Genomic DNA, 26615 nt, shown 5'->3' on the forward strand with positions numbered 1-26615 from the left:
TATCTATATCACCAGCGTTAACTTAAATTATAATTTGTCATCCTGAGGAAAGCAAAGGGAAGTCGAAGGATGACAGTTGGCGAGGAAATCTTAGAAATAATAGGGTTGAGTGAAGGCCTATGTTAGCTATATATAAGTAAAAGCCAAGGTAATAGATACCTTGACTTTTATTATTGGTCTATTTAGTTTCCTCTTACCCAAGGAATAGGATCTACAACTTTACCATTTTGTCTAACTTCAAAGTGTAGATGTGGACCTGTGGATAATCCTGTACTTCCAACTTCAGCAATTTTTTGTCCTCTTTTCACCTGAGCACCCACCGACACTACAAGTCTATTATTGTGGGCATATAGTGTTAGTATACCGCCACCATGATCAATAATAACGGTTCTACCATAACCACCTTGGTTTCCTGAAGAAACAACTCTACCATCTGCTGCCGCTACAACAGTGGTGCCTGTAGGGGCTGGTATGTCAATCCCTGAGTGGAATCTTTGTGTTCTTAAAATAGGGTGTACACGATTGCCGTAAGGAGAAGAAATTCTAGTATATCCCGACACCGGCCATTGCATCTTGCCACCAACATACTGTCCGCTGGATTGCAGCTTTCTAAGTTGATCTTCCAAAGCTTTGGATTCTCTTTCCAGCTGATCTAGCTGTTTCGTCAGCTGTACTCTATCTCGCTGCAGTTCTTCTCTAAGTCGCTGCTGTTGTCCTCTAGAAACCACCAGATGCTGTTTCTTATCTTCTACACTATTTTTCAAACTAACCAGCTTTCTTTTTTGATTTTCCAGCTGTGCTTTTTTGTCTTCGATCAAAGCTTTTTGTTCTTCTAAATACTTTAATAATTCTACATCATGATCAACAATTCGCTTTACCATATCAAGGTTCGTAAGTAATTCTGTAAAATCTCGGGAATTCAACAGCACTTCTGCATAACCAACTGAACCATTTTTATATATGACCCGAAGACGCTGTCCTAATAGATCCTGCTTATCTTCAATATTTTCTTCCGCCTCTACAAGTTCTCTTGTAACTGTACTTATTTTACCTTCAGTGCTTCTTATATCACCTTGTATTGTTTCAATTTCACCTTCTGTTTTTGCAATTTCTACTTCTAATTGTTCTAGTTGTTCTGCAATGCTTTTTTGCTGCTGATCATTTTGCTTTATTGCATTATTTACTTGGTTTTGTTGGGAATTAATATTGTTCAATTGATTGTTAATTCTATTGGTTTCATTAGCGAAGGTCGATAGCGTAGATATAACTACAAAAGCTATGATCATCAAACCAATACCATATTTCTTCTTCAGCACTACTTGTCCCCCCTCTTTTTTCTAAACTTTTAAGTGCTTTCTTAAGGAAAAGATACTACCTAAAGCTCCTACACCTACACCTAGCACACTAAATATTGGTATAGTTTTGTTCATCATAACATCTACTGAAACTACATAAGAACTAAGCATTACATAAAATTTCGTTGTGATCAATTCAAATGTGTATTGATAGCCATAATAAACCACAGCTAGTGCTGCAATAGCTCCAATAAAGCCCAACACCATGCCTTCAATTAAAAAAGGCCAGCGTACAAACCAATTGGTAGCACCTACATATTTCATAATATTAATTTCTTGCTTTCTAGCATTTAAAGTTAGTTTAATTGTATTAGAAATAATGAACATAGCCACTAAGATCAAGATTACAATTAAAGCTAACCCAATATTTCTAACAAAACCAGCCATATTTAGCATATTATCTACAATATCTTTATGATACTTAATTTCCTCAATCACTTCTAATTCTTCTAATTCATGTCTGACTTGTATTTCTTCTAATGCCTTTACCACATCTTCAGCTGCTTCTAGACTTTCTAAGTGAATAATATAGGAACTTGGCAGGGTGTTTTCCTCTAAAACCTCTAGTAAATAACCTTGCTCTCCCCATAGTTCCCTCAGCTTTTTTAATGCATCCTCTTTGGATTCATACTCTACAAGCTGCACTCCCTGCATCGAGGTAATTTGTCCACCTAACTCCTCAATATCTTCTATAGCTGCTTCCTGTTCTAAATAAATCTGGATCGTGTCAAACTGCATTTGTGCTATATAAGAAAGGTTGTTGATATTCATTACTACCGTAATAATAATGCCTAATACTGCTAAAGACGCCGCCACCGAACTGATGGAGGCCAAACTCATACCTTTATTACGCCATATTCCTATAAAGCCCTGTTTAAATATATAACTAATTGTTCTAATCTTCATAACCGTATGCCCCCCTATGCTCGTCCCTAACAATCCTACCTTTTTCCAGTGCAACAACTCGTTGTTGCATTGTATCTACAATGTCTTTAGCATGGGTAGCCATTAAAATCGTTGTGCCTCTTCTATTAATTTGTTTTAATACCTTCATAATTTCCCAAGCAGTTTCTGGATCTAAGTTCCCGGTAGGCTCATCAGCAATCAAAAGAGCTGGATTATTAACGATGGCCCTGGCTATAGAAACCCGTTGTCTCTCTCCCCCTGAAAGCTGATGGGGATATTGTTTTGCTTTATCACTTAGATTAACCATAGCTAATACCATAGGTACTTGTCGGCGTATCTCCTTAGGTGATGCCTCAACTACCTCCATTGCAAAAGCTATATTTTCAAATACAGTTTTATTTGGCAATAACCTAAAGTCTTGAAAAACTACACTTATATTTCTTCTCAGATAAGGGATTTTTCTTCGGGACAGCTTTGTAATGTCTTGTCCATCCAAAATAATATTTCCCTCAGTAGGTTCCTCTTCCTTTAATAATAGTTTAATGAAGGTAGATTTTCCTGCACCACTGGGTCCTACTAAAAAGACAAATTCACCTTTTTCAATTGTTAAATTAGTATTTGTTAGTGCTTGAATCCCTTTATTATATACCTTAGTCACATTTTTTAATTGAATCAAAAATCATCAACTCCCGTTTAACTATTTATACATTCGACATCAACCGGCGATTTCCTGCTATAAATAGCAAAAAACTCTAGTAAAATTTTCCTATTCCTTACAGCTTTTTATCTTTTTTTCTTACCGATTTTAAATACTATTTTATTATAACAGTAATTGCAACATAAATTCAATTGAATTGATTTCCAAAACTATGGTACAATTGTATTGGTATTGGTAAATAAAGGAGGTTATGTTATGAAAAAAGTTATGCGTAAAGAACTGTTGGCAAAAAGGGATGGCTTGACAGAGGAAGAAATATTACATAAAAGTGCTTCTGCTTTTCAACAACTAAAATCCAGTTCTGCTTATAGTAATGCAAACAATGTTATGGTTTATCTTGCATTCCGAAATGAAGTTAGTACTGAAGAAATGATTAAGGACTTATTTAATCGAGGAAAAAGAGTATTTATTCCTTTAACTGTTCCCGAAACAAAGCAGCTCATTATTTCAGAGCTACTTGACATGGAAAAAGATTTAGAAATAGGAAATTTTGGGGTTTTAGAACCAATAGAAGGAGCTATACGACCTGTTGACCCGCAAATATTAGATTTAGTGATTGTTCCAGGTGTAGGCTTTGATCCGCAGGGATATCGTGTAGGCTATGGCGGGGGATACTATGATCGCTTTTTACCTAGACTTGCTCCTAACACACCTACCGTTGCTTTAGCCTTCGAAGTCCAGCTTATAGAGGAAGCTCCTACAGATGAATACGATTTCCCTGTTGAATATGTTGTTACAGAAAAGCAGTTTATGGATTGTAAAAAAAACAGACAATAAATTAAAGTAAAAATCAAAAAGAAATAGGATTTGAAAAAACTATTTCTTTTTGATTTCGTGTTTTTCCATACGGTAAAGCAAAGTATGTCTTGTCATGCCCAGCAATTGTGCAGCTTTCGTTTGGTTATATTCTGTTCGTTCTAAAGCCTGAAGGATGAGATTTTTTTCTAATTCTTCTATACAAAGGCCCTCTTTAGGCAGACGATAAATTTCTTCAGTTTTTTCCTCTTGAATAATTTCGTAGGGAAGGTCTTTTTCTGTAATGATGTTGCCTTGTCCCAATAAAACCATTCTTTCTATTACATTTTCTAATTCACGAATATTTCCACGCCATTGATAATTTAGTAACTTTTTCTTTACTTCCTCACTAATGACTAAGTTTTTTCTGCCGACTTCCTGACTATATTTTTGTAGAAAATAATCGGTTAATAAAGGAATATCTTCTTTCCTTTCTCTTAAAGAGGGGAGTTTAATAGGTATCACATTCAGTCGATAATATAAATCTTCTCTAAAGCTTCCCTCCTCCACCATCTTATATAAATCCCTGTTAGTGGCTGCTATTACCCTAATCTCTACTTTTACCCTCTCATTACCACCGATTCTTTCAAACTCTCTCTCCTGTAATACCCTCAAAAGTTTTACCTGCATAGATAAGTCCAATTCTCCAACTTCGTCTAAGAAAATGGTCCCTCCATCTGCTTTTTCAAACTTACCTATTTTTCTAGCAGTGGCTCCTGTAAAAGATCCTTTTTCGTAACCGAACAATTCACTTTCAACTAAGTTTTCTGGAATTGCTCCACAGTTCACCTTTATATAGGGTTTTTGTTTACGATTGCTACTATAGTGCAGGGCATTAGCAATGACTTCTTTTCCTGTACCACTTTCACCTAATATCAATACCGTGGCATTGGTACTGGCTACCCTCTCAACTATATTCAGTATCTCTTGAATTTGAGGGCTAGTGCCAATAATGGTTTTACCTGTATTTTTTTCCAGCTCTTCCCGAAGATAACTTACTTCCTCCTGCAACGCCATTACTTTTAAAGCTTTGGCAATGGTCACCTTAAGTTCCTCTATATCAAAGGGCTTTGAAATATAATCTAAGGCCCCTATCTTCATAGCTTCAACAGCTGATTCCATCGTACCATGGGCAGTAATCATAATCACAGGTGTCTTCTCGCTGATCTCCTTTATCTTTTTTAATGCCTCCATACCCTCCATTTTAGGCATTTTTAAATCCATTAATATAAGGTCCGGCATTTCTTCTTGAAACTTTTCTATAGCTTCCAACCCATTCCCCGCTTCATAAATCTTATAGGCTTCCTTCTCAAGAGCCTTCTTTATAGCCCAACGCATATTTTTTTCGTCATCGACTACCAATATTCTTTTCAACAGCCATCCCTCCTTATTATCATAGAGGCAGCAACACCCTTACCTCTGTGCCTTCTTCCAATTTACTATCTATCTCTATTTTTCCTTGGTGTTCTTCAATGATTCTGTGAGTAATCGATAGGCCTAAACCGCTGCCAGTTTCTTTTGTAGTAAAGAAAGGATTAAAAACTTTATCTAACACTTCCTTCTCTATTCCTTGACCTTCGTCCTTAAAGGTAATTATAGCCCATTGACCATCTAAATCATCTACAGATATTTCCAATTTGCCCCCCGTTTCCATAGCCTGAATTCCATTTAAAATAATGTTTACAAAGGCTTGCTTTAGCTTGTCTGTATCTCCTTCTACTTCCACCGCTTTACCTACGTTAAGTTTGATATCTACCCCCTGCTGCTCTCCAAATTTTTTAGTAATTCTTAGAAGTTCTTTTAATAGATCACCGAGTTCAAATTTTTTTACCTGTATTTTATTCGGTCTTGAAAAATCTAACAACCCTTTAATCACTCTATTGGCTCTATCGATTTCATCCTCTATGATTTCTAAGCCTTCTCTAAGGTCTTCCTCCTTCATCTCCTGCTGAAGGGTTTGACTAATAGTTTTTATGATACCTAGTGGATTTCTAATCTCATGCGCAATGCCAGAGGCCAATTGCCCTATCGCCGCCAGTCGCTCCCCTCTACGAACTTGTGTCTCCAATTTTTTTATCACGGTAAAATCCTCTACCACTGCTACAACTCCTTGCGTCCTATTAGAAATATTTTTTAAAGGGTGCAAGGTGACATTTAAATGAATTTCTTTATCCTCATCTTTGAGATAGCTAATTTCTTTCTTTAAACCTTTGTTTTCCTCCTGCAACACTTTTTTTACTTCTTTTAATAATTGATGTTGTTGAAAAAATTGTTTTATAGCTTGATCTTTACCTAATATATTGTCCGCTTGTTTATTGGTGGATGTGATATTGCCTTCACTGTCAAAAGCAATCACCCCACTATCAATGCTATTTAAAATGTTATAGGTATAGTTTTCAAGGTCTGTTAACTTGACAATTTGATGTTCTAATAACTTTTTTCTTTTATAGTCCTTCTCCACTAAATATCCTGTAATCAACCCTATAATCATAAACATACCTATTTCTAAAAATTGATTAATTACCTCTAGGTTGATTTCTCCAAAATATATCACTAGATGAGGAGCAAATAATAAAACTACTACAGCAGAAACGATGAGTCCACCTTTCAATCGAAGTTGAAAAGCCCCCAAAATAATAGGTAAGTAGTATAATCTTCTAAAGAAGTCATGCAGCACCCAGCGCTGAGAGCCAGTAAAATAATGAAAAGCAGTAATAATTAAAATTAAAAAAACAATAAATAGTTTTGACTTTTTTTCTTGATTCATTCAATGATCACCTATTTTTCTTAGTATTTCCACAATAAGGACAATATCGCCATTCTACATCTATCTTATTCTTACATTGACTACAGGATTCTTTTAGTCTTTCACTACAATGAGGACATACCTCATAAGAAGAATCTATTTCATTATTACATTTGCTACAATATATTTTTTCCACTTCCTTCGACGCCATATTCCCCAGCAGCAGATAATATATTAATATTGATATCCCGATACATGCTATGATAGGCACGTCTATCATCCTCTCTTTAAAGTCCCTTCTTATATTGTATCATATGCTACAGTCCTGGTGGGATTTAGTACTACTAAATATCTCCACTCCTATATTAAATAAACCTTTATCTCTATTCTATAATTCGTTGCAATTCTTATGCCAAAGTTCTTTTGTAGTCCTGTTAAATGTATAGATTCTTTCTATAATGATTATATTAAATATAGAATCTTTATATAGTATAAACTTTACTATACTTTATTCATTAGCGTTAACTTAAACCATAATTTTCCATACCGAGTGGAGCAAAGCGGAGTCGAAGGATGACAGTTCAAGAGAGTTTTGGTAATAATTGTAGCCTATGATACTTTATTATGAAATAGCTAGGAGGTGTATGATGGAGGCTGGTGTTAGAAATAGTTTGATTGGTGAAATCGAGAGTATTAAACAGGATGGTATCATGGCACAAATCACTATGTGAGTTGGCGGCTGAGGTGAGAAAGCGCCTCGCATTACGTCCGTGTTGACGAAAGATAGTTTGCTTGATGCTGGTTTTAAAGAAGGTGATCGAGTAGATGCTTTAGTAAAGGCCATTAATGTTGTTATGATTAAACACTAAAATATCCCTGTACCAGTAAGTGGTACAGGGATATTTTTCTATCACCCAAAAGTCTATTATGCTTTTTTATAACTTGGTTCAATATCCACTTTCTTTAATCTCAAAGAATTATATACAACATTTAAAGAACTGAGAGACATAGCGGCTGCACCAATCATCGGATGCAGCAAGCCAAACATTGCTACTGGAATCGCCAATGCATTGTAAAACCATGCCCAGAAGTAATTCTGTTTTATCTTTCTAAAGGTAGCCTTGGATAGTTTAATAGCAGATATAATCCCACTAAGTTCTCCCCTAACCAAAGTTACGTCAGCAGCTTCAATAGCAATATCTGTTCCCGTGCCGATGGCTATACCTACATTGGCCTGTTTTAATGCTGGAGCATCATTGATACCGTCTCCCACCATAGCTACTGTATGGTATTTTTCTTGGAGCCTGACTACCTCTTCTACTTTACCATCTGGTAGTACCTCAGCAATCACATGACTAATCCCTACTCTCTTACCTATAGCAGCAGCTGTTCTGCGATTATCTCCTGTAATCATGGCGGTTACAATACCCATAGCTTCTAGTTCTCTTATGGCGGCAATTGAATCTTCTTTTAAAGGATCTGCCACTGCTACGATGCCTAACAGTTGATTTTCTCGAGCCATCAGCATAGCAGTTTTAGCTTCTTCCTCTAATCGAACCAGTTCCTCTTCATAAGCTTCATAAGCAATCTTATTTTCTTGCATCAGCTTTCTATTACCTACTAGAATCTTTACGCCGTCAATCTTTCCTACTACACCCATTCCTACGATAGCCTGAAAATCCTTTACTTCTCCTAAAGAAATCTGTTGGTCCTTTGCCTTTTCTACAATAGCGTGGGCCAATGGATGCTCTGAACCGTTTTCAATGCTTCCAGCAAAATAAAGCACTTCTTTTTCCTCAACACCTTCTACCGTTATTAAATCTGTGACCTCTGGTTTACCTTTAGTGATGGTTCCAGTTTTGTCAAAGGCGATGGCCTTTACATCCTTAAAAGTTTGTACTGCCTCACCATTACGAATTAGAATTCCCTTTTCTGCTCCTATACCACTTCCCACCATTAAAGCAGTCGGTGTTCCTAGTCCCAAGGCACAAGGACAAGCGATAACTAGAACAGCCGTTGAAGTAACAAATGCCAATGTGAGAGGCGTTAAGTCTGGATTTACCCATGGTAAAAAGTTTGCACCCCATTCAATAATCCCCCTATGGAAGTCAGGGAATAAGTTAAAGGAAGCAAAAGTTCCTAAGGTTAGTAGAATAATTACAGGAACAAAGTATCCTGTTACTCGATCAGCAAATTCCTGTATCGGCACTTTAGAGCCTTGACATTCCTCCACCATTTTTATTACCTGTGATAAGAAGGTATCTTTTCCTACCTTCGTTACTTCTACCTTTAGAAGTCCTTGTTTATTTAAAGTAGCACCAATTACCTCATGTCCTGCTTCTCTTTTTACCGGCATAGATTCTCCAGTAGCCATAGATTCATCTACCAAACTGTTCCCTTCAACTACAATACCATCGGTAGGAATTTTTTCTCCTGGGCGGATTACCATGATATCCCCCACCTGTAGTTCTTTTACCGATACTTCAACTTCTTCTCCATTTACAATAATTTTTGCTGTTTTTGCTCCCATTTGCAGGAGTTTCTTAATGGCTTGAGAAGCTCTTCCTTTAGCACGAACCTCTAAATACTTTCCAACTAAGTGTAAACTCATAATGGTAGTAGCCATTTCTATAAAGGTTTGTATTGGGAAAATGAAACCTAGTAAACCAATTAAGTAGGGAGGTAAAGAACCTAATGTCACCAAAACATCCATATTAGGACTTTTATTTTTTAAGGCTTTAATGCTTGCTTTATGAACATGCAATCCCGTACCAAATATGATAGGAAAACCTAACACTACTGTCATTAGAAAGTAACCTGGAATAGGTCGTATAAACATGTGAATCATCATCAACCCCATAATAGCACCTGTGAAGATAAGTGATGTTGTCATGTTTTTTTGTGCCTTCGTTACCTTTATTTCGTCTTCATCGACTTCTTCTTTTACTTCTTCTTCTAAAATTAATTCATAACCTAACGAAGAAACTTTTCTTTTCATTTCCGCTAACCGAATCACTGCCGGATCATATTCTATGGTCACCTTCTCTACAGCAAAGTTAACATTAGCAGAGGTAACTCCCTCTATTTTATTAAGGGCTTTTTCTACACGATTTGCACATGCACTACAGGTCATACCCTGAACCTTGAAGGTTTTCTTCTCTTGTTGACCTTCTGTTTCTATTGAAGCTGTATAACCTAAGTTGGTAATGATAGCCGCAATAGCCTCTGAAGTAATTTTATCTTTATCAAACTCTACTTGGGCCTTCTCTACAGCAAAATTAACATTCACTGCTAAAATTCCTTCTGTTTTATTTAACTTTCTTTCTATCCCTGCTGAACAACTGGTGCAAGACATACCTTGAATTTTAAAAGTTACTTTTTCTATATTATTTGCCTGTACCATGCTTACCGCTCCCCTCCATCATCTATTTCATGATTCTTGCCACAACAACTAGTCTTTTTACTACTTGTAGCTTGGTTTTTGCTACTATGTCCTCCGCAGCATCCACCCCTCTTTATCATAAAGTATATCCCTATTGCTACTAAAGCAACAATAATTAGATCATTCATATAGATACCCTCCTTAACTTCTTTTAATATAAATATATAAGTAGATAACGATGCATTACACCCTACCCCCCTTAGGTATATTATACCCCCTGTGGGTATAATAATCAACTGTTATTTTAAAAACTTATTTAAAAAGAGAATCCATTAAAATGGATTCTCTTTTTAAATTTCATCTAACGAAAAAACAGCATAGAGTTTTTTCTACACTGTTTTTTCTTCATTCCTCTTCTTATCTGCTTTTTCTGTCAATACACCTGCCGCCACAGCAGTTAAAGGAATACATAGTAATAAACCAATACTGCCGGCAAAGGCTCTTATAATTTCTGTAGCAATAATATCAAGATTAATGATCCTTACCAAAGGATCTTGATAAGCAGTGAATAGTAACAATAGGGGAATAGCACTGCCTGTATAGGCCAAGATAAGGGTATTGGTCATGGTTCCCATAATATCCTTGCCGATATTCATCCCTGATTGAATCAATGCCTTTGTAGAGATGTTGGGGTTGAGACTTTTGATCTCCTCCATACTGGAGGCAATAGATATACCTACATCCATCACAGCTCCCAAGGCTCCCATAATAATTCCAGCAAATAATAGACCCCTAAAGTCGAAGTTTACTCCCTGTGGAATGTACATCAGCATCATAGCTTCTTCGTTAGATAGTCCTGTTAGGCTTACTTTTGAGCCTATAACATAAGCAATCAATCCTGCTATAAATACACCACCTAATACACCAATAATAGCAGCATAGCTTTTTGTATTCATACCTCCTACTACTAGCATAGTCATACAAGTAACTACAAAGGATACCGCAATCGTCAGTAGGATAGGGTTATAACCTGCTAATAGACCCGGCAATAATACCTTTAATATCAATACAATGGTTAAAATCAAGGTAAGCATTGTTTTTAAGCCTTTAAAGCCCCCCACCAAAATCAACAAAGCAACAAAAATTCCAAGCACAAGATATATATAAGTATCCCTTAAATACTCAGAAATGTAAACATCTACCACACCATTTCCCATATCATCTATCGTTACTAATACTTTATCTCCTGGCTTAACAAGAATATCATAGCTAAAGCTTCCTGTAAGACTATGAATTACTTCAAACTGCTGCCCCTTATAATCCCCCGAAAGAACTTCAAGGCTGACTACCATACTCTCTGTAAAAAAGTCAGTTTCTAAAGCATCCTCTGCTAATTCCTGTACATTTAATACCTTAGCCCTTTCAATCACCGGTTCTTTTTGCAAAGAATCGGCAAAAACAGGATTGCTTCCTATCTTGACACTCCCACAGCTAAAGCAGTGGGATTCTTGAGTGATTAAACCGAAGTACATTTCTGCTATCGGAGTATGACCTCAAGCTTAGGGTATGCCATTACCCCTCCTAGAGCAGTACATATAGTACCCTAGGCTAGTAGACTTTTACCATCTACTACAGGTGCATTAATTATATTTATAGCACCTACTCTATCCCTATGTGTTTTAAAACCACAGGAGCATTTATATTTTCTATCTCTTGCTTTATTTAGTTTCTTACATTCAGGGCATATTTGAGAAGTGTATTTAGGATCAACATATTCAACCTTTATCCCCTTCAATAGTGCCTTATACTCTATGAATTGAGCTAGACGATAGAATGACCATGTATGTAGATTTTTTTCGTTTTTACGGCTTGTTCTTGCCGTGTTTCTGATATTCGTTAATTTTTCAAGCCGAATATCAGAAACATTATTATTTACTGCAAAATTAATTATTTCTCTACTTACTTTGTGGTCTTGGTCTGTCATCCAACGTTGTTCTTTATCATCAAGCTTTTTAATGACTTTAAGCTTCTTGGCTTTTCCAAGTTTTTTACGTTTCGCTTTATATTTACGTTTGACGTATTTATTTTGCCTACCGTTTCCAAAAAAAAACGTTTTTCCTGAATCGGTTACAGCTACAGCAGGAACTTTTAGGCCTAAGTCAACACCCATTACAACATCACCTTTAACTATATGAGATACTTTTTCAACACTTATTTGAGCGATATATTTATTGCTTTTCTTAGTTATACGCAATGCTCCCAAATGACCTTCTAGTTGTTTTAGCTGATAGTCTGTCATGATAGTTCTAGTTTGAATACGCTGCGATTTCCCATCTATAATAACGGGAAAACTAAGAATACCGTCTTTAAGTGAATAATTTTGATTATTCCATATACAGACAGGTTTTTTAAGGGTAGCTACATTGATTACTTTTTGTTTATCAGTAGGCAGTTTGGAATTAGCCTTGATAGCTTTCTTGTACTTAGTACAGATACTTTTGGCATCTCTAATAGATTGATTTTTCACTGCACTTGGCATATTTGCAAAAACATCTTTAGATGATAGCTTTACTCTTTCTTCTGATTGGAGCGTAGATGAAACAAGGCTATTAACAGTATGGATATATTCTTTTGATATAGATTCTATTAGTTGTACTTGTTCTTTTGTCAAAATAATATTAAATTTTACTGTTATCTGCATTGTTTCACCCCCTTGTTTTTTGTTCTTCAACATATCGTTTTATAGTTTCACTTGATACATTTCCTGCGGTAGATACAAAATAGCTTCTTGTCCAAAGACTTGGCAAATGTCGCAGATGTTTAAATTCCTGCCTTAATAATCGAGAAGTCACTCCTTTCACTTTTGCCATTATGTCTGCTGGACTTAAATGAGGAAGTGCATTGACAAAAAGATGGCAGTGGTCTTTATCACATTCTATTGCCAAAATTTCTATTTCAATGTCTTTACAAATCTCATTGAGAAGCTGTTTAAATTTTATTTCAACTTCTCCAACTAGAACTTTACGTCTGTACCTTGGACAGAAAACAAAATGATAGTTTATTAAAGATACTGTTGTTTGTGTTCTTCTATAATCTTGTCCCATATATTTATAGTATCAGTTTTAAACTGAAACTGCAACAAGAAGATTAAAAGAAACGCCTTTCATCCCACGATTGAAACCGTGGGCTTTCAGGCGAATTTACTGTAATGAACAAAATCATAAGGACTAAAATATAAGCAAGTTTCTTCATTTTTCAGTTCCTCCTATCTTTTATACAGCTTTAACCCCTTTCCTTTTATAGATAACCAATTTTATACCTTAACAAAATACACCCTCCTGCAGTTTCAAAATTGAACATTGTAATCATTTCTTGCAAATGCATACGGTCTGCATTTTGTTAAGCTTTGTAGTTGGCTATCTATATAGTATAACATGTTCTATCTTCAATTTTAACCATAGTACAAGATTAATTATGCAATATTTATGCCAATTTTTGAAAGCAAGCAATTAAATTCTCAATATTTTTCAATATTTCTTCTGAAGCCAAAATCCCTGTAGCCGAAGTAACCTGTATTTTTTCTTCTTTATCTATGTCTTTCTGATAAAGCCTAGCTATTTCTCCATGGAGAGGTGTAATACTATAATCTGCCTGTTTAAGCATACCTACATCCATAAGAGAATCCCCTGCTGCCACAGTAAAATCAGTATCAATATGATTGATTAGATATTCAATCGCATCTTTTTTATTCACAACCTTTGGAACAAAGTATAATTTCCGTCTCTGTAAATATCCCTCCCAGTGGTTTTCCTTTAACCACTCTATAAATCTACATAACTCCTCCTGTGGCAGGCGATCTTGATCAACAATAGCATAACAAAATAAATCATCCGCCATTTTCTGAGAAGTCACCCAATCCTCTGGGTGAATTTCCCTAAATTTTACAAGTATTTCTTTTAAAGGTAAACAATGCTTTTTGACTTTTTCTCTGATCAAAGTATTCCAGCCTTCATCAACACTTCCATCAATAAGAAGATTGCCTCCATTGCTGACAATAGCATATTGAGGAGGGATTTCCTTTTGAAAAAGGGTAATTCGTTGATACTGCTCTATACTACGGGTGGTGACTGGTACAAAAATCACCTTCTGGGAAAGACTTTTTAATGTTTTTATAGCCGCCTCTGTCATATAAGCTATTGCCTTACCATCCTTTGTCTCTATTAAACGAATTTCCGAAGTTTTTAAACAATCCTCTTGTAAAAATCTTCCGCTGTAAATTAAAGTTTCATCTAAATCAGAAGCAAATAACACTACGAACCCCCCCTTAGGGATTGAATCAACCCGCAGCATTTGTAGGTCATAGCGTTAAATATTTCCACAGGCACATTTTTCTCTTTCGCCAGCAGAAAGATATGTTCTAAGGCGGGGTCATCTTTTGTCTTCACCAATACCTTCCAAGGAACTCTTCTAAGAAGTACCCGGGTTGTTTCTCCAATCCCTGGTTTAATATAATGAATGCTCTCTATATGAAACTTTTTCTGTATTTTCTCTATGTCCTTCCAACCAGCCCAACTAACCTCATGTTGAAGATCTAACTGTGGATATTTGTCCATCTCCATGATCACTTCGGAAAACTCAGTAGAGATTCTATCAATAAAAAGGTTGGATACATCTTCTTCCTCTAGTTCCTTATAGTATTTCACCCCGTGGAAATCCCTTGCCCCAATTAAATCTTCTCGATGTACTGTACGACTGATTAATCCAGAGACAGTTGCATTTAAACAGGAACTTGGAATTAAAAAATCTTCTCTTGTACCAAAGGTGCTTACACAATGTCCAGGATCCGCAAGAACTGCTAAGTCATCTTCTACGGTTATGCCATAAGCTTCCTTGAAAGCGTTGCAGGATTCTGTCAATACTTTAGTAATAGCCCCCTTGCCCGTCCATCCATCAACAAACTGGATTTTTTTTGAGGGGTGATTTTTTAAAATGTAGTGCAGAGCATTTTCATCTATCCCTTTTCCCCGAATAATCGAGATGCTATAATGAGGCAAGTCTACAGCATATTTTTGCAAAATATACCGTTTGATCAATATACCTATGGGGGTACCTGCTCTAGCTAAAGAAACCAATGTAATATCCTTACCCCTGTTTTTTATAATTTTTTCTGAAACAATAGCCACTGCTACAGCTAGCTTTTTTGCTGATGCTTCTAAAGAAGTATAGAATAAGTCCATATAAGCATCAGAAGGCTTATATTCTATAGGCAACATCTCAGAATAATGTTTTCCCTGCTGGATTTCCTGTTCTCTATATTTAGTACCCTGTTCCAGTATCATACCGCTGAGGTCCTTTAACAAAAAAACAACATCTTTATGGGAATAACTCCCTAGAGGTGCTGGTTGACTCATATGTTCTTCCTCCCTAAGCAAAATACAAAGTACAAGTGAAAAATCCCCAATTTCTTTAATACCTCCACTAAAGGTCTGAGCCCATCTAGTTTGGTTTCTCTTTCAAAAAATAAATAAAGATCGTCATAATAACCGTAGGGAATATTATAAAGGTAGTTTATAATCTCAGGGTCATCAGGACTTTCAAAGGAAAAAGCGTTTTGTACAGCATAATTCTCTTTTCTTTCTGGGAAAATAGGACTTCTCGTGGTGGAGTGGTACATTACTCCCTCCCCCATATGAGCGGCAATTCTCATGGGCAGGTACATGAATTCTCCCGTTCCAAGACAAAGAGTATTTTTTCCTTTTCTCATTTTTCCCAAAGCACTGCCAATGGCTTTTGCCGCTTCATCGATAGTATTTTTATCCTTGGATGTTATACCAAATCGCCCAGTTTCCAATAAATAAGGTGTTTCATTTTTTTCACCCAAAGCATTTATAGAAGAAAAGGGTAATTTATTGGAGAAAAGATCATCAAAATATAATTTTTGTATATTCACCTGAGGCTCGTAAGATAAAACTTCTTTTTTATTTGTTGAAAACCTCGTCTTTGCTAATTCTCTATTCACTGACTCTTCAACCCGAATCCTGCCTGAGATCAAAGATACTGTTTGAATACCTACACCTAATTGAGAAGCTGTGAAACGAAACCTCTGCCGATCTTCCTCTGAGCGCCAATCTAAAAGAGATGCTACCACATAGTCTTTTCGAGGGTATTTTTCTTGGATGGCAGTGATAAAATTCAGTGCAGTTTTTCCTGTGGTTATTTCATCATCAATTAATACAATAGGATTTGAAGATTTTAATAAATTCTCATCTATAGAATAATATCGATGAGAAGTGGCATGGGAGTGCTCCTCTTCAAAACTGATCAATGATTCCATTTCTGGAATCCTCTCACGGGTGGTATGAATATAGGTGCCTCCATGAGAAAAACAATCAAAAACTGCATGTCCTAATGCTGTTGCAGTTTCAGCAAAACCTATAAAGATTGTTGGTTCCGGTAATGAAAAAGGATTTTTTTTCATCAGTTGGTAGGTTTCTTCACAATTCTTTCCCTGTATAATCGCCTCTATAATAGCTGGCATCAAAGCCGTTTTCTTTCCATAGACTGTCTCCAAATGGGCTGCCGCCAAAGCTGCCCCCCCTAATAAAGAAATAGAAGGAGGCACAGGGATGTGCTTCCCTAGTATTTTACTGACAAATAAAAAACGTCTATTTAAATTTTTCCGAGCTGCCATAGAAAATAGTCTATGGTGAGGAATTTTATAGGGATTATGTTGGACTTCAATAGTTAAATGAAAGTCATGAGCAATGCTAAATTTCCATTCTTCAAGTGAGCAAGTTTGTAAAGTTTTTTCTTTCATGAAACACCCCATAAATTCTAGATTTTAATATGATTTTTTTTGCCCAGTGAATATGGGGCTTAATCTCATTCATTTTATTGGCATATTGACTTTTTACAACGCCTAATTCTCCATTATTATTGGATAATATACTGCAAGCATCTGTATACTCTTCGTGGCTTACCACTTGAAGGGCTTGTACAGGAATAATATGACTTGGATGGATGATGGTCTTTCCTGTCAATCCATTGGCCTTGTCTAATAAAACCTCATGAATCAAGCCATCCAAGTATTTATCCAACATTTGAGCACGAATCTTAATTCCCTTAGCCCCATAAGTATCTTCAAAGGGACTCTGCCGAAGCTGCGGCTTTAAGACTCTGTCAGCCTTTGAAAAATATTCCCAGACCGGCCCTGAAACAACATAGCCTTCTTCTGCACGACAAAAGAAGTTGACAATATCTCCAATACAATCTCGAATAACTGCGATATCGTAGATCCTCAGATCATAGCTTCTACGAATACCAAACAAACCTGAAAAATCAGTGGCACCAATTCGTATATTTAATACCAAGTCCTTGTACTGATGCAGCACCTTCTTTATAGCCCCTAATGTTTCCAATCTACATTCCTTATAAATGATCTCTGGGGCTTCTAAAATAGGCATGCCATACAAGTGAATTTGAAGTTTATGGTTAAGCTTTTTTAGTTGTTGAAAATAAGCTTCGCCGTTATGTTGAGAAAACTTAGGAAAGACAAATCCTGTTATAAGATAGAAGACTTCACCTGCCATCATCATAATTTTCTCCATCTGTTCTACACTCCGTACTCTCACAAAAATAAGTGGAAGCTTTGCAGCATCCATCTTTTTTTCTTTCACAGCCAAATGTAATGCTTGCAAATGATGATAGAGTTTTTCCTCAGCTCTATGGATTTCATGATCTCCTATAGCATCTTCTAAGCAAAGCACCATAGATATTAATCCTGTGTGTTTAGCACTAATGATCTCTTCAGCAATTCCTTCTCTTGTTACTGGCATATATAGCAATGCCCCCAAGGCATAAGCCAATAGCTCTTTTTCACTATCTCTTTGAAAGGCATTGGGCAAAGAATAAAAAATCGCCTGTTTTTTTTCATGACTTAAATAATCAAAGTACCTCATAATATTTATTTACTTGTAGGTATAAACTGTCGAATCCAAGAACCAAATCCTTGAGGATTACGGGTTTGTATCAAGACAGTTCCAGGACCTCTAAAGCGACAAACAAGACCTTCACCTGATGTCCAGCTTGAAATCCAGCCCTTTGAAGCTTTTTCAATGGTATACTTCATATAGTCCGGCCACGCTACTAAGTGACTATTATCAATAATTACTTCCTGACCTGCTTCAAGGTTGATGGGGTGAATAGCACCATAGGAATTAACAAAAACAGTACCCCTTCCCCCTATGCTAAGAATAAAAAAACCTTCTCCAGAAAACAGTCCTCTGGCGATATTTTGCATTTGTGTAGAGACTTCTATATTTTGTGTGGCAGCTAAAAAACCATCTTTTTGAACACATAAGTTATAGGAACCGTCTAGCTCTATATCGGTAATGCCTCCTGGAATAGAAGGTGCTAATAAAACCTCTCCTGCCCCTCGGCTGGCCTTAAGGGTTTGGAAGAAAAACTTCTCTCCTGCTAACATCCTCCCTAGTCCCTTGAAAAGCCCACCCTCCATTTTTCCGTCAACATCAACAGTATCCGACATAGACACCATAGCATCAGATTCCGCCTTCACCATTTCACCTTTTTGAAGTTTCATCTCAATAATTGGAAAAGCATCTTGATAAAGTATTTTATATTGCATCAGTTTGTCCCCTTTCAATTTCTCTTGTAGCCATAGATCAATAATTTCTAATGTTATTTTATCATAGGAATCTTAAACAACAAATATCAAACCGATAATTATTTATATAAAGAAAAGACCCATCGGGTCTTTTCTTAGAAGTTTATTTTTTCTTTCTAATCACTAACTCACAACAGGCATCCCCTTCACTTAGCAGTTGATTAAAATCTAACTCTAAGTTTTCAAAGGCTTCTACCATACCATAATCCCCATATCTTGCAAGTTTACATAAGTGTGCTACTTCTTCGTCAGAGCAACCAAGTTTTTTCCAAGCCTCTACTAATGCACAGTAGCTAAATTGCAGTACACTTTCCTCTTCTTCTAACTTAACAGGGTTCATAGCAAAGGCTTCTCTTGCATGTCCTGTCAATAGAGCTTTGGCAAAGTCTTCAGCAGTGTCTGCCTTTCCTATAGCCACACCCTTCATATGACCAAATTCTCTTATAGCTTTTTCTGCAATCTTATCCACATCAGCATTTTCTTCTTTTGCATATTTTAATAATAAATAGAACCACTTTGCCCTATCTTCTATAGCAGCTCTAAAAGCATCGGTTAATTCTGCTTGCGTATATTTACCTTCACACATATCTTAACACTCCTTTAAAATTTTTATTTATTTACTCCCCTAGGTAAGCTTTTCTTACTTCATCACTTACCAAGAGTTGATCTGCACTATCTTCTAAAACAATTTTACCTGTTTCAATAACATAGCCTCTATTGGCTATCATTAAAGCCATTCTTGCATTTTGTTCAATCAGCAAAATCGTTGTTCCTTGAAGATTAATTTCCTTCACCAGTTCAAAAATCATTTCTACCAACATAGGTGCTAAGCCCAAGGAAGGTTCATCTAGCAGTAAAAGCTTAGGCTTACTCATTAAAGCCCTACCTATGGCCACCATCTGCTGTTCCCCTCCACTGAGGGTTCCTGCCTCTTGACTTTTTCTCTCGTATAGCCTAGGAAATAATTGGTACACTCTTTCGAAGGATTCCTTTATTTCTTTGTTATCTTTCCGAATAAAAGCGCCCATTTCTAAGTTTTCTACCACTGTCATTTTAGGAAAAACCTGTCTGCCCTCTGGTGAAAGACTAATCCCTAACTTTACAATATCAGAGGCGTCCATTGTGGTAATTTCCTTGTCCACAAATTTAACAGAGCCAGTTTTAGGTTTAATTAATCCTGTTATAGTTTTTAACAGCGTGGTTTTACCAGCACCATTGCTACCAATTAAAGCAACAATTTCTCCCTGATTTATTTCTAAATCAATTCCCTTTAAAGCCTGTATATTTCCATAAAAAGTGGAGAGATTCGAAACTGTCAGCATCATTTAAGCCCCCTTTCCAAGATAGGCTTCAATAACTGCTTGATTATTCTTGATCACAGAAGGTTCTCCCTCGGCAATTTTTGTACCATGATCTAAGACATAGATTCTATCAGAAATCTTCATAACTAACTTCATATCGTGTTCTATCAATAAAACAGTTATCCCTAGATCCTTTAACCCACTTATATATCTCATCAAATCCTCAGTTTCTTGAGGATTCATACCAGCAGCAGGCTCATCCAGTAGAATCAACTTAGGCTGTGAAGCCAAAGCCCTGATGATCTCTAGTTTCCGTTGCTGACCATAGGAAAGGTTCTTTGCATAGTCACTAGACTTTTTAAGCAAATTTACTGTTGCTAATAATTCCTTTGCCTTCGCAGTATTTTCTTTTTCTTCTTGATAAAACTTTTTAGTTCGTAATAAAGAATGTAGTAAATTATTGGTACTACAGCTATGCATACCCAAAAGAACATTTTCTAAAACTGTCATATGGGAAAACAACCTAATATTTTGAAAGGTTCTTGCAATACCACTTTCAATGATTTTCTGCGGAGGAATCCCATCAATCTTTTTATTCTCAAATTGGATGGTTCCGCTGGTTGGTTTATAAATCCCTGTCAGCATATTAAAAAAAGTTGTCTTTCCTGCTCCATTTGGTCCTATTAAACTCACGATTTCTCCTTGAGAAATATTTAAGTTTACATCGTTTACTGCCTTCAGACCACCAAACATCATGGTGAGATTGTCAACTTCCAATAGTTTCATGGTGATCTTCCTCCTCACTATCTAACTTAAAGTGAATACCGCCTAAAATTCCCTGCGGTCTTGTAAGCATCATAATAATTAATACAGCCCCATACATTACCATTCGATAGTCCTCTAAAAACCTCAGCATTTCAGGTGCAATTACTAGAATAATGGTTCCCACCATTGCTCCCCACATATTCCCCATACCACCTAATACCACCATACTTAAAATTTGTATAGATTCGTTGAAGGTAAAACTCTGAGGATCAATATAAGTAATATAATGAGCATAAAAACTGCCTGCTAATCCTGCGAAAAATGCGGCAATAGTAAAAGATAAAATCTTATACCGCAAGGTATCTACCCCCATAGCTTGAGCAGCCAGTTCGTCTTCCCTAATAGCACTAAAGGCTCTACCTAACCTAGAGCGCATAATTCTATCAATAGCAATGTAGGTGATCACTACCAGAAAAAGAATCAAATAATAATAGTCCGTACTACTCCTTACCTGATAACCAAAAATTAATGGCCTAGCAATACCCGGAATACCCATAGGCCCCCTTGTAAGACTTATCCAATTTAAGGCGATAATTCTTACGATTTCTGAAAATCCAAGGGTAACAATTGCAAAATAAGCTCCCTGAAGTTTCAGTGTAGGTATACCTAATAAAAGTGCAGCAAAAGCGGAAACAGTCGCTGCTATAGGAGCTGTAACAATAAAGCTCATGCCGTAGCGCATACTCAAAATAGCAGAAGTATAAGCCCCGATACCATAAAAAGCCGCATGTCCTAAAGACAGCTGACCCGTATAGCCGGTGATGAGGTTCAAACTCATGGCTAGCACCATATAAATCCCCACCATAATAATCATCCGCATTTGAAAATTATTTATAGAAAGCAAAGGCAATAGTAGTAAAGCCAGCAATAGACCTCCTATTACAATGGCTTTTGCCCTAGGCGTTTTTTTCTTTTTATTCAGTTTCTTTATAATTGTTTCCAATGAACTCCACCTACACTTTCTTTTGAACTTCTTTTCCTAAGAGGCCGGTAGGTTTAACAAGCAGCACACTGATTAAAATAGCAAAGGCAATAGCATCTCTATATCCAGAGTGTATATAACCTGCTGCTAAAGTTTCTGTAACGCCAATCAGTAGTCCCCCTAGTATAGCTCCTGGTAATATACCAATTCCACCTAATACCGCCGCAGCAAAAGCCTTTAAACCAGCCATAAATCCCATCATAGGGTCCACTGACTGATAATACATCCCCACCATAACACCTGCTACTGTTGCTAATACAGCACCTAAGAAGAAAGTAAAGGAAACAACGTGATCTACATTGATACCCATTAATCTTGCTGCCTCCATATTCTGTGCTGTGGCCCGCATTGCTTTTCCTATTTTCGTCTTTTTTACCAATAGTGTTAATCCAATCATTAAGATCACTGAAGTAAATAAAATGATAATCTGTAAATAAGATATTCTAAAACTCTGAAATTGAATAAATCCTAAATTAAATACTAATGGAAAATTTTTCGTTTCAGAACCCCACATCACCATAACAAGATTTTGCAAAAAGATAGATATTCCTATTGTGCTAATCAGAGCAGTTACCTTTGGTGCATTTTTTTTCCTTAGAGGCAGTAAGGCTACTTTATCAATCAAAATGCCAAATATACCTGTTAACAAAACACTTACAGCAAAAGCAGGTAAGAAGCTCATCCCTAATGCAGTCATTAACATTAAGCATATAAAAGCCCCAAACATGTATACTGCACCATGTGAAAAATTAACCAGCTCTAAAATACCAAATACCATCGTATAGCCTATAGCTGTCAATGCGTAGGTACTGCCCAGGGTTATTCCATTGATAATTTGTTGTAAAAACATCCTCATCTCTCCCGATTAGTGTCCTAATAATAAGTTTATTTATATAAGCCTTGCGGTACTTTGAAAACATGTGTAAAAACAGTATCAAATCCTGCAAGGCTCATATTTAAAATCATTTGTGAAAAGAGTTTTATTATTTTACAAGTACAAACTCTCCATCTTGAATTTGAAGAACGCTCATTGTTTTAACAACATCTCTATTTTCATTGAAGGTAATATTACCTGTAACACCTTCATAGTCTGCTGTTTTTGCTAACTCATCTCTTACTGCTGCACGATCAGTACCAGCTTTTTCTATAGCTTTTGCTAGTACACCTAAAGTATCATAGGCAACTGCAGCAAATTGATCTGGCTCTTGATTGTAAGCTGTTCTAAAACTTTCTATAAATGTGCTTATTGCAGCATTATTGTCATCTGGGAAAAAGTTTGTTGTTAAATAAATTCCATTTACACTATCTCCTGCTAATTTAATTAGCTCTTCATTATAAATTGAACTTAAACCAGCTAGTGGAATATCATAACCTAACTGCTTCATTTGTTGTGCGATCATACCAGTTTCTGTATAGAAGGCTGCTAAAAATATCACATCAGGATTTACACTGTTGATTTTTGTCAGTGTAGAGGTAAAGTCTTGTGTTTGTCCTCCAATAAAAGTCTCTTCTGCTACAATTTCTGCACCTAAATTTTTTGCTCCTTCAACAAAGTGATCTCTGGCAGTGATACCCCAGTCATTGTTGATATAAATCACTGCGATTCTCTTTTTATCTAATTGATTTACCACCATATCAGCAGCTATCGGTGCTTCAATAGCTTGAGTATTAATATTTCTAAACATATAGTTTCCTTCACCTGTAAAATCAGGGTGAGATGTCGTTGGTGAGAACTGTACTAAGCCACCTGCTTCGTAAACCGAAGATGCAGCTAAAGACGCTGTGCTTGAAAAATGTCCTATTACTGCTGTAACTTTTTCATCATCTACTAATCTTTGCGCTACATTTGTAGCTTCACGAGCATCATTTCTATCATCTAAAAAAGTTAGTTTTACTTGTTTACCGTCAATACCACCGGCCTCATTAATTTCTTTTGCCTTTAGTTCTGTTCCCATTCTAAAAGCATTGCCATATTGAGCGTAATCCCCAGATAATGGTGCTGCTACAGCTATTGTGATCTCCTCAAGATCTACATTAGCCTTTTCTGATGTGCCGGCACATCCAGCAAGTAGTAAGAATACCATAGATGTAATTAAAATAAGTATAATTGCCTTTTTCATTTTTTTTCCCCCTTAGTTTTAATTCATACTAATTTGATAAGAATAGTATGTTTTACTTGAGCCTTATTTTATCATATTTATTTTTGCAAAGTCAATGTTAATTATAACAAAGTCTTCTTTATGAAAGATTTAAAGGATGACTTTGTTGAAACCAATAAGGGAAATTATAACTTATCCATCACTTATAAAGTTTATAAGTTCTCATTGGTTATAATAAAACAAGTAATATTCAAAAATATTACTTGTTTTATTATCTGTTTATAAAATTTTAACAAAATTATTGAAATAATGCAATGTTTTCGTTATTTTTCCTCTTCTTCATCTACTATATTTTTTAACTTTTCTGTAATCAATTCATTCATTGTCCCTTTAGGATATTCTCCTTTATCATTTTTTTCCCCAGCAGGAATTCCTGTAAGTACTTCAATACCCTCCTCTACGTGTCCAATAGAGTAAATGTGAAACTTATTTTCCCTCACTGCTTCAATTACCTCTTCCTTAAGCATTAGATTTTTCACATTTTGCTTTGGAATCATCACACCCTGTTCTCCTGTTAAACCTTTTATTTTGCAGATGTCAAAAAACCCTTCTATTTTTTCATTTACTCCTCCAATAGGCTGAATCTCTCCTTTTTGATTGACTGATCCTGTAACAGCTATACTCTGCTTTATAGGAACCTGCGCAATACTGGAGAGTATGGCATAAAGCTCTGTACTGGAAGCACTATCCCCGTCAATAATAGAATAGTTTTGTTCAAAACTGATGCTGACAGAAAGAGACATGGGTTTTTCCTGTGCATACTTACAACCTAAGTAACCACTTAATATAAGCACCCCTTTGTCATGAAGACTTCCACTCTTTTTCACTTCTCTTTCTATATTAATAATCCCAGCCTTTCCTCGATAAGTGGATACTGTTATTCTGCTGGGTTTACCGAAGGAGTATTCTCCCGTTCCCATCACAGCAAGTCCATTAATTTGTCCTATTTTTTCTCCCTCCACATCGATTAGTAGGGTTTCTTCTTCGAACATTTCATTTAACTTTTCTTCGTATTTACTATTGCGATAAATTTTCTTCTGTATCGCCTTTTCTACATGCTGTTTTGTAACTTGGTCTGCATTTTCCAACTGTGCCCATGTATCTGCTTCATATAAAATTTCTACAATTTGATTAAACCGTGAGCTAAGTTTACTTTGATGGTCCGCCAATCTCGAACTATATTCTATGATTCTAGCAACAGCTGTTTTATCAAAATCCTTTAAACCTACTTCTCTACAATGGGCTGCTATAAATTTTGCCATTTTCATAACATTTTCTTGGTTCTTTTCCATTTCTACATCAAAATCAGCCATAACTTTAAACAATTTCTTAAAATCCTCATCCATACTAAAAAGCATATGATATATATAAGCATCTCCTATGATGATGACTTTTAGGTCAATAGGTATCGGTTGCGGTTTAAGACTAGAGGTTACAACATAACCCATCTGCTTATTTAAACTCTCAATGTTAATCTCACCAGTTTTTAAAGCTCTTTTCAAAGTTTCCCACGCATAGGGCTGAGATAGTATCTCCTTTGCCTGTATAATAAGAAAGCCTCCGTTTGCCTTGTGTAATGAACCAGGCTTTATTTCCATAAAATCTGTTTTCAAAATTCCCATTTCATTTTTGTATTCAATCGTTCCCAAAAGGTTTGCAAAGGTAGGATTGGTTTCATTGATAATGGGGGCATGGGTCAGTTCTGCATTGCTTATAAATAAGTTGACTTTATAACGGTTAAAAAAGTTTTCATTAAATTTTAAAGGCATCATCAAAAGTTCTTCTGGTTCCTTTGGTTCCTTGTCTTTTTTAAAGGCATCTATATTTTCAAGAATATCCTCTTCTACATCATTAATAAATTCTCTAAGCCCCCCACTATGTCCGTAGCGTTGAATCAGCTTCTTAATGTGATAATTGATCAATTCATAGGCAACTTTTTTGTCAAGCTTTTTTACTGCATCATTTAACTGTTCTTCTAAGTCCCTAATTTTATTAAGAATTTCTAAAGTTTCTAAGCCTAATTCGTTAGAACGATGTCTGATTTCTTCCATTTCTTCTACCGTAAGGGCATTATACTCCTCTTGGGTCATAGGTCGATCATCCTTTAGCGGCACTGTGATTAACCCATGCTCTGACTCTTTGAATAAAAACCCAGAGTTCTGTGCTGTATTATTTAGCTGATGTACAATTTCTTGATTCTTTCGCTGAAACTCTCGAAGAATTTCGCTCTTTTTTGTTTCATATTCCCTGCCATTATAAGCAATGGGAATCTCTTTTTTTAGGATCTCGATCATGCCTTCTATGTCTTTTTTAAATTGCAATCCTAACCCAGTTTCCATGCTTAAAGCCTTAGGCATATCAGGGTTTTTAAAGTTAAACACATATACCCAATCATTGGGAATCATGATATCTTTAGCAAATTTTTCAGTAATCGAATGGGCATAACTATTTCTTCCTGTTCCACTTAAGCCGGCAATAAAAACATTGTAACCCTTCTTTTTCATTTTCAAGGCAAATTCTAGAGCCTCTACTGCACGATCTTGTCCAATAATTCCTTTGAGTGGTTCTAGTTCAGCTGTTGTTTCAAAATCCAAATCTTCAACATGACATGGACTAGTTAATCCTTCTGGTTTTAGCCGAAATTGATTTATCATGCTACTTCCTCCCCCATATTGTTTGTTTAGTTTATATATACCTATTTGAAAACTTTTTAAAAGCAAAACTTTAAAATTTATGATTTCCTAACCAAAGAAAAAAGATGCT

24 protein-coding genes are annotated in these 26615 nt (G+C 36.0%); 1 reads left to right on the forward strand and 23 read right to left on the reverse strand.

Going from position 1 to position 26615, the window contains the following annotated elements; genetic code table 11:
* Positions 1–182: 182 nt before the first annotated feature.
* Genes CACET_RS15980 through ftsE form a run of 3 tightly spaced genes read right to left on the reverse strand, consistent with a single transcriptional unit; the run spans position 183 to position 2937 of the window.
* Positions 183–1316: a murein hydrolase activator EnvC family protein gene (locus CACET_RS15980; protein WP_242846898.1), complete on the reverse strand. Its 1134-nt coding sequence runs from the start codon at positions 1314–1316 to the stop codon at positions 183–185.
* A 21-nt stretch (positions 1317–1337) separates the two neighbouring features.
* Entirely contained in the window at positions 1338–2261 is a 924-nt protein-coding gene (gene ftsX, locus CACET_RS15985) for a permease-like cell division protein FtsX (RefSeq protein ID WP_044824169.1), read from the reverse strand.
* Positions 2251–2937 (reverse strand): cell division ATP-binding protein FtsE, encoded by a 687-nt coding sequence (gene ftsE / locus CACET_RS15990; protein WP_044824170.1) that lies wholly within the window; start codon positions 2935–2937, stop codon positions 2251–2253. The genes ftsX and ftsE overlap by 11 nt, the downstream gene beginning before the upstream one ends.
* A 237-nt stretch (positions 2938–3174) precedes the next feature.
* Here ftsE and CACET_RS15995 point away from each other — a divergent pair, with 237 nt between their 5' ends.
* Positions 3175–3756: a 5-formyltetrahydrofolate cyclo-ligase gene (locus CACET_RS15995; RefSeq protein ID WP_044824171.1), complete on the forward strand. Its 582-nt coding sequence runs from the start codon at positions 3175–3177 to the stop codon at positions 3754–3756.
* Between the two features lie 39 nt (positions 3757–3795).
* Here CACET_RS15995 and CACET_RS16000 read toward each other — a convergent pair whose 3' ends face one another.
* The 20 genes from CACET_RS16000 to CACET_RS16085 form a co-directional block, all read right to left on the reverse strand.
* Positions 3796–5148, reverse strand: a complete 1353-nt coding sequence (locus tag CACET_RS16000) for a sigma-54-dependent transcriptional regulator (protein ID WP_044824172.1) — start codon at positions 5146–5148, stop codon at positions 3796–3798.
* 19 nt (positions 5149–5167) lie between these two features.
* Positions 5168–6541, reverse strand: coding sequence for a two-component system sensor histidine kinase NtrB (locus CACET_RS16005; protein WP_044824173.1), 1374 nt, complete (start codon positions 6539–6541; stop codon positions 5168–5170).
* Between the two features lie 7 nt (positions 6542–6548).
* Positions 6549–6791, reverse strand: a complete 243-nt coding sequence (locus CACET_RS19990; RefSeq protein ID WP_158386111.1) for a zinc ribbon domain-containing protein — start codon at positions 6789–6791, stop codon at positions 6549–6551.
* A gap of 654 nt (positions 6792–7445) precedes the next feature.
* Positions 7446–9923, reverse strand: coding sequence for a heavy metal translocating P-type ATPase (locus CACET_RS16010; protein ID WP_044824174.1), 2478 nt, complete (start codon positions 9921–9923; stop codon positions 7446–7448).
* 2 nt (positions 9924–9925) lie between these two features.
* Positions 9926–10090 carry a hypothetical protein gene (locus tag CACET_RS20610; RefSeq protein ID WP_158386113.1) on the reverse strand — a complete coding sequence of 55 codons (165 nt, stop codon included), beginning with the start codon at positions 10088–10090 and terminating at the stop codon, positions 9926–9928.
* A gap of 201 nt (positions 10091–10291) precedes the next feature.
* On the reverse strand, positions 10292–11434 hold the full coding sequence (locus tag CACET_RS16015) for a YibE/F family protein (protein WP_082139070.1): 1143 nt from the start codon (positions 11432–11434) through the stop codon (positions 10292–10294).
* Positions 11435–11505: 71 nt separating this feature from the next.
* Entirely contained in the window at positions 11506–12603 is a 1098-nt protein-coding gene (locus CACET_RS16020; protein WP_201774978.1) for an RNA-guided endonuclease InsQ/TnpB family protein, read from the reverse strand.
* A 4-nt stretch (positions 12604–12607) separates the two neighbouring features.
* Positions 12608–13006, reverse strand: coding sequence for an IS200/IS605 family transposase (tnpA, locus tag CACET_RS16025; RefSeq protein WP_044826404.1), 399 nt, complete (start codon positions 13004–13006; stop codon positions 12608–12610).
* A 379-nt stretch (positions 13007–13385) separates the two neighbouring features.
* Complete coding sequence (locus CACET_RS16030; RefSeq protein WP_044824176.1) at positions 13386–14213, reverse strand: HAD family hydrolase; 828 nt, start codon at positions 14211–14213, stop codon at positions 13386–13388.
* A complete protein-coding gene (locus CACET_RS20255; RefSeq protein ID WP_044824177.1) occupies positions 14213–15313 on the reverse strand; it encodes a cysteine protease StiP family protein in 1101 nt (366 codons plus the stop codon). Before CACET_RS20255 ends, CACET_RS16030 begins: the two co-directional genes overlap by 1 nt.
* The gene (locus CACET_RS20260; protein WP_044824178.1) at positions 15310–16719 is read right to left on the reverse strand and encodes a phosphoribosyltransferase family protein; all 1410 of its coding nucleotides are present in this window, start codon (positions 16717–16719) and stop codon (positions 15310–15312) included. Before CACET_RS20260 ends, CACET_RS20255 begins: the two co-directional genes overlap by 4 nt.
* The gene (locus tag CACET_RS16045) at positions 16685–17860 is read right to left on the reverse strand and encodes an HpcH/HpaI aldolase/citrate lyase family protein (protein WP_044824179.1); all 1176 of its coding nucleotides are present in this window, start codon (positions 17858–17860) and stop codon (positions 16685–16687) included. The genes CACET_RS20260 and CACET_RS16045 overlap by 35 nt, the downstream gene beginning before the upstream one ends.
* A 5-nt stretch (positions 17861–17865) precedes the next feature.
* On the reverse strand, positions 17866–18546 hold the full coding sequence (locus CACET_RS16050) for a TIGR00266 family protein (protein ID WP_044824180.1): 681 nt from the start codon (positions 18544–18546) through the stop codon (positions 17866–17868).
* Between the two features lie 142 nt (positions 18547–18688).
* Positions 18689–19171 (reverse strand): L-2-amino-thiazoline-4-carboxylic acid hydrolase, encoded by a 483-nt coding sequence (locus CACET_RS16055; RefSeq protein ID WP_044824181.1) that lies wholly within the window; start codon positions 19169–19171, stop codon positions 18689–18691.
* 31 nt (positions 19172–19202) lie between these two features.
* Positions 19203–19907: an ABC transporter ATP-binding protein gene (locus CACET_RS16060; protein ID WP_044824337.1), complete on the reverse strand. Its 705-nt coding sequence runs from the start codon at positions 19905–19907 to the stop codon at positions 19203–19205.
* A gap of 3 nt (positions 19908–19910) precedes the next feature.
* The gene (locus CACET_RS16065; protein WP_044824182.1) at positions 19911–20672 is read right to left on the reverse strand and encodes an ABC transporter ATP-binding protein; all 762 of its coding nucleotides are present in this window, start codon (positions 20670–20672) and stop codon (positions 19911–19913) included.
* Complete coding sequence (locus CACET_RS16070) at positions 20653–21654, reverse strand: branched-chain amino acid ABC transporter permease (RefSeq protein WP_052661298.1); 1002 nt, start codon at positions 21652–21654, stop codon at positions 20653–20655. Before CACET_RS16070 ends, CACET_RS16065 begins: the two co-directional genes overlap by 20 nt.
* Positions 21655–21664: 10 nt before the next feature.
* The gene (locus CACET_RS16075) at positions 21665–22543 is read right to left on the reverse strand and encodes a branched-chain amino acid ABC transporter permease (RefSeq protein ID WP_144414795.1); all 879 of its coding nucleotides are present in this window, start codon (positions 22541–22543) and stop codon (positions 21665–21667) included.
* Positions 22544–22676: 133 nt separating this feature from the next.
* Positions 22677–23813, reverse strand: a complete 1137-nt coding sequence (locus CACET_RS16080; protein WP_044824184.1) for an ABC transporter substrate-binding protein — start codon at positions 23811–23813, stop codon at positions 22677–22679.
* Positions 23814–24115: 302 nt separating this feature from the next.
* Positions 24116–26506, reverse strand: a complete 2391-nt coding sequence (locus tag CACET_RS16085) for a Lon protease family protein (RefSeq protein WP_052661300.1) — start codon at positions 26504–26506, stop codon at positions 24116–24118.
* Between the last annotated feature and the right edge of the window lie 109 nt (positions 26507–26615).

The organism is Clostridium aceticum (assembly GCF_001042715.1).
In the GTDB taxonomy this organism is placed as follows: domain Bacteria; phylum Bacillota; class Clostridia; order Peptostreptococcales; family Natronincolaceae; genus Andreesenella; species Andreesenella acetica.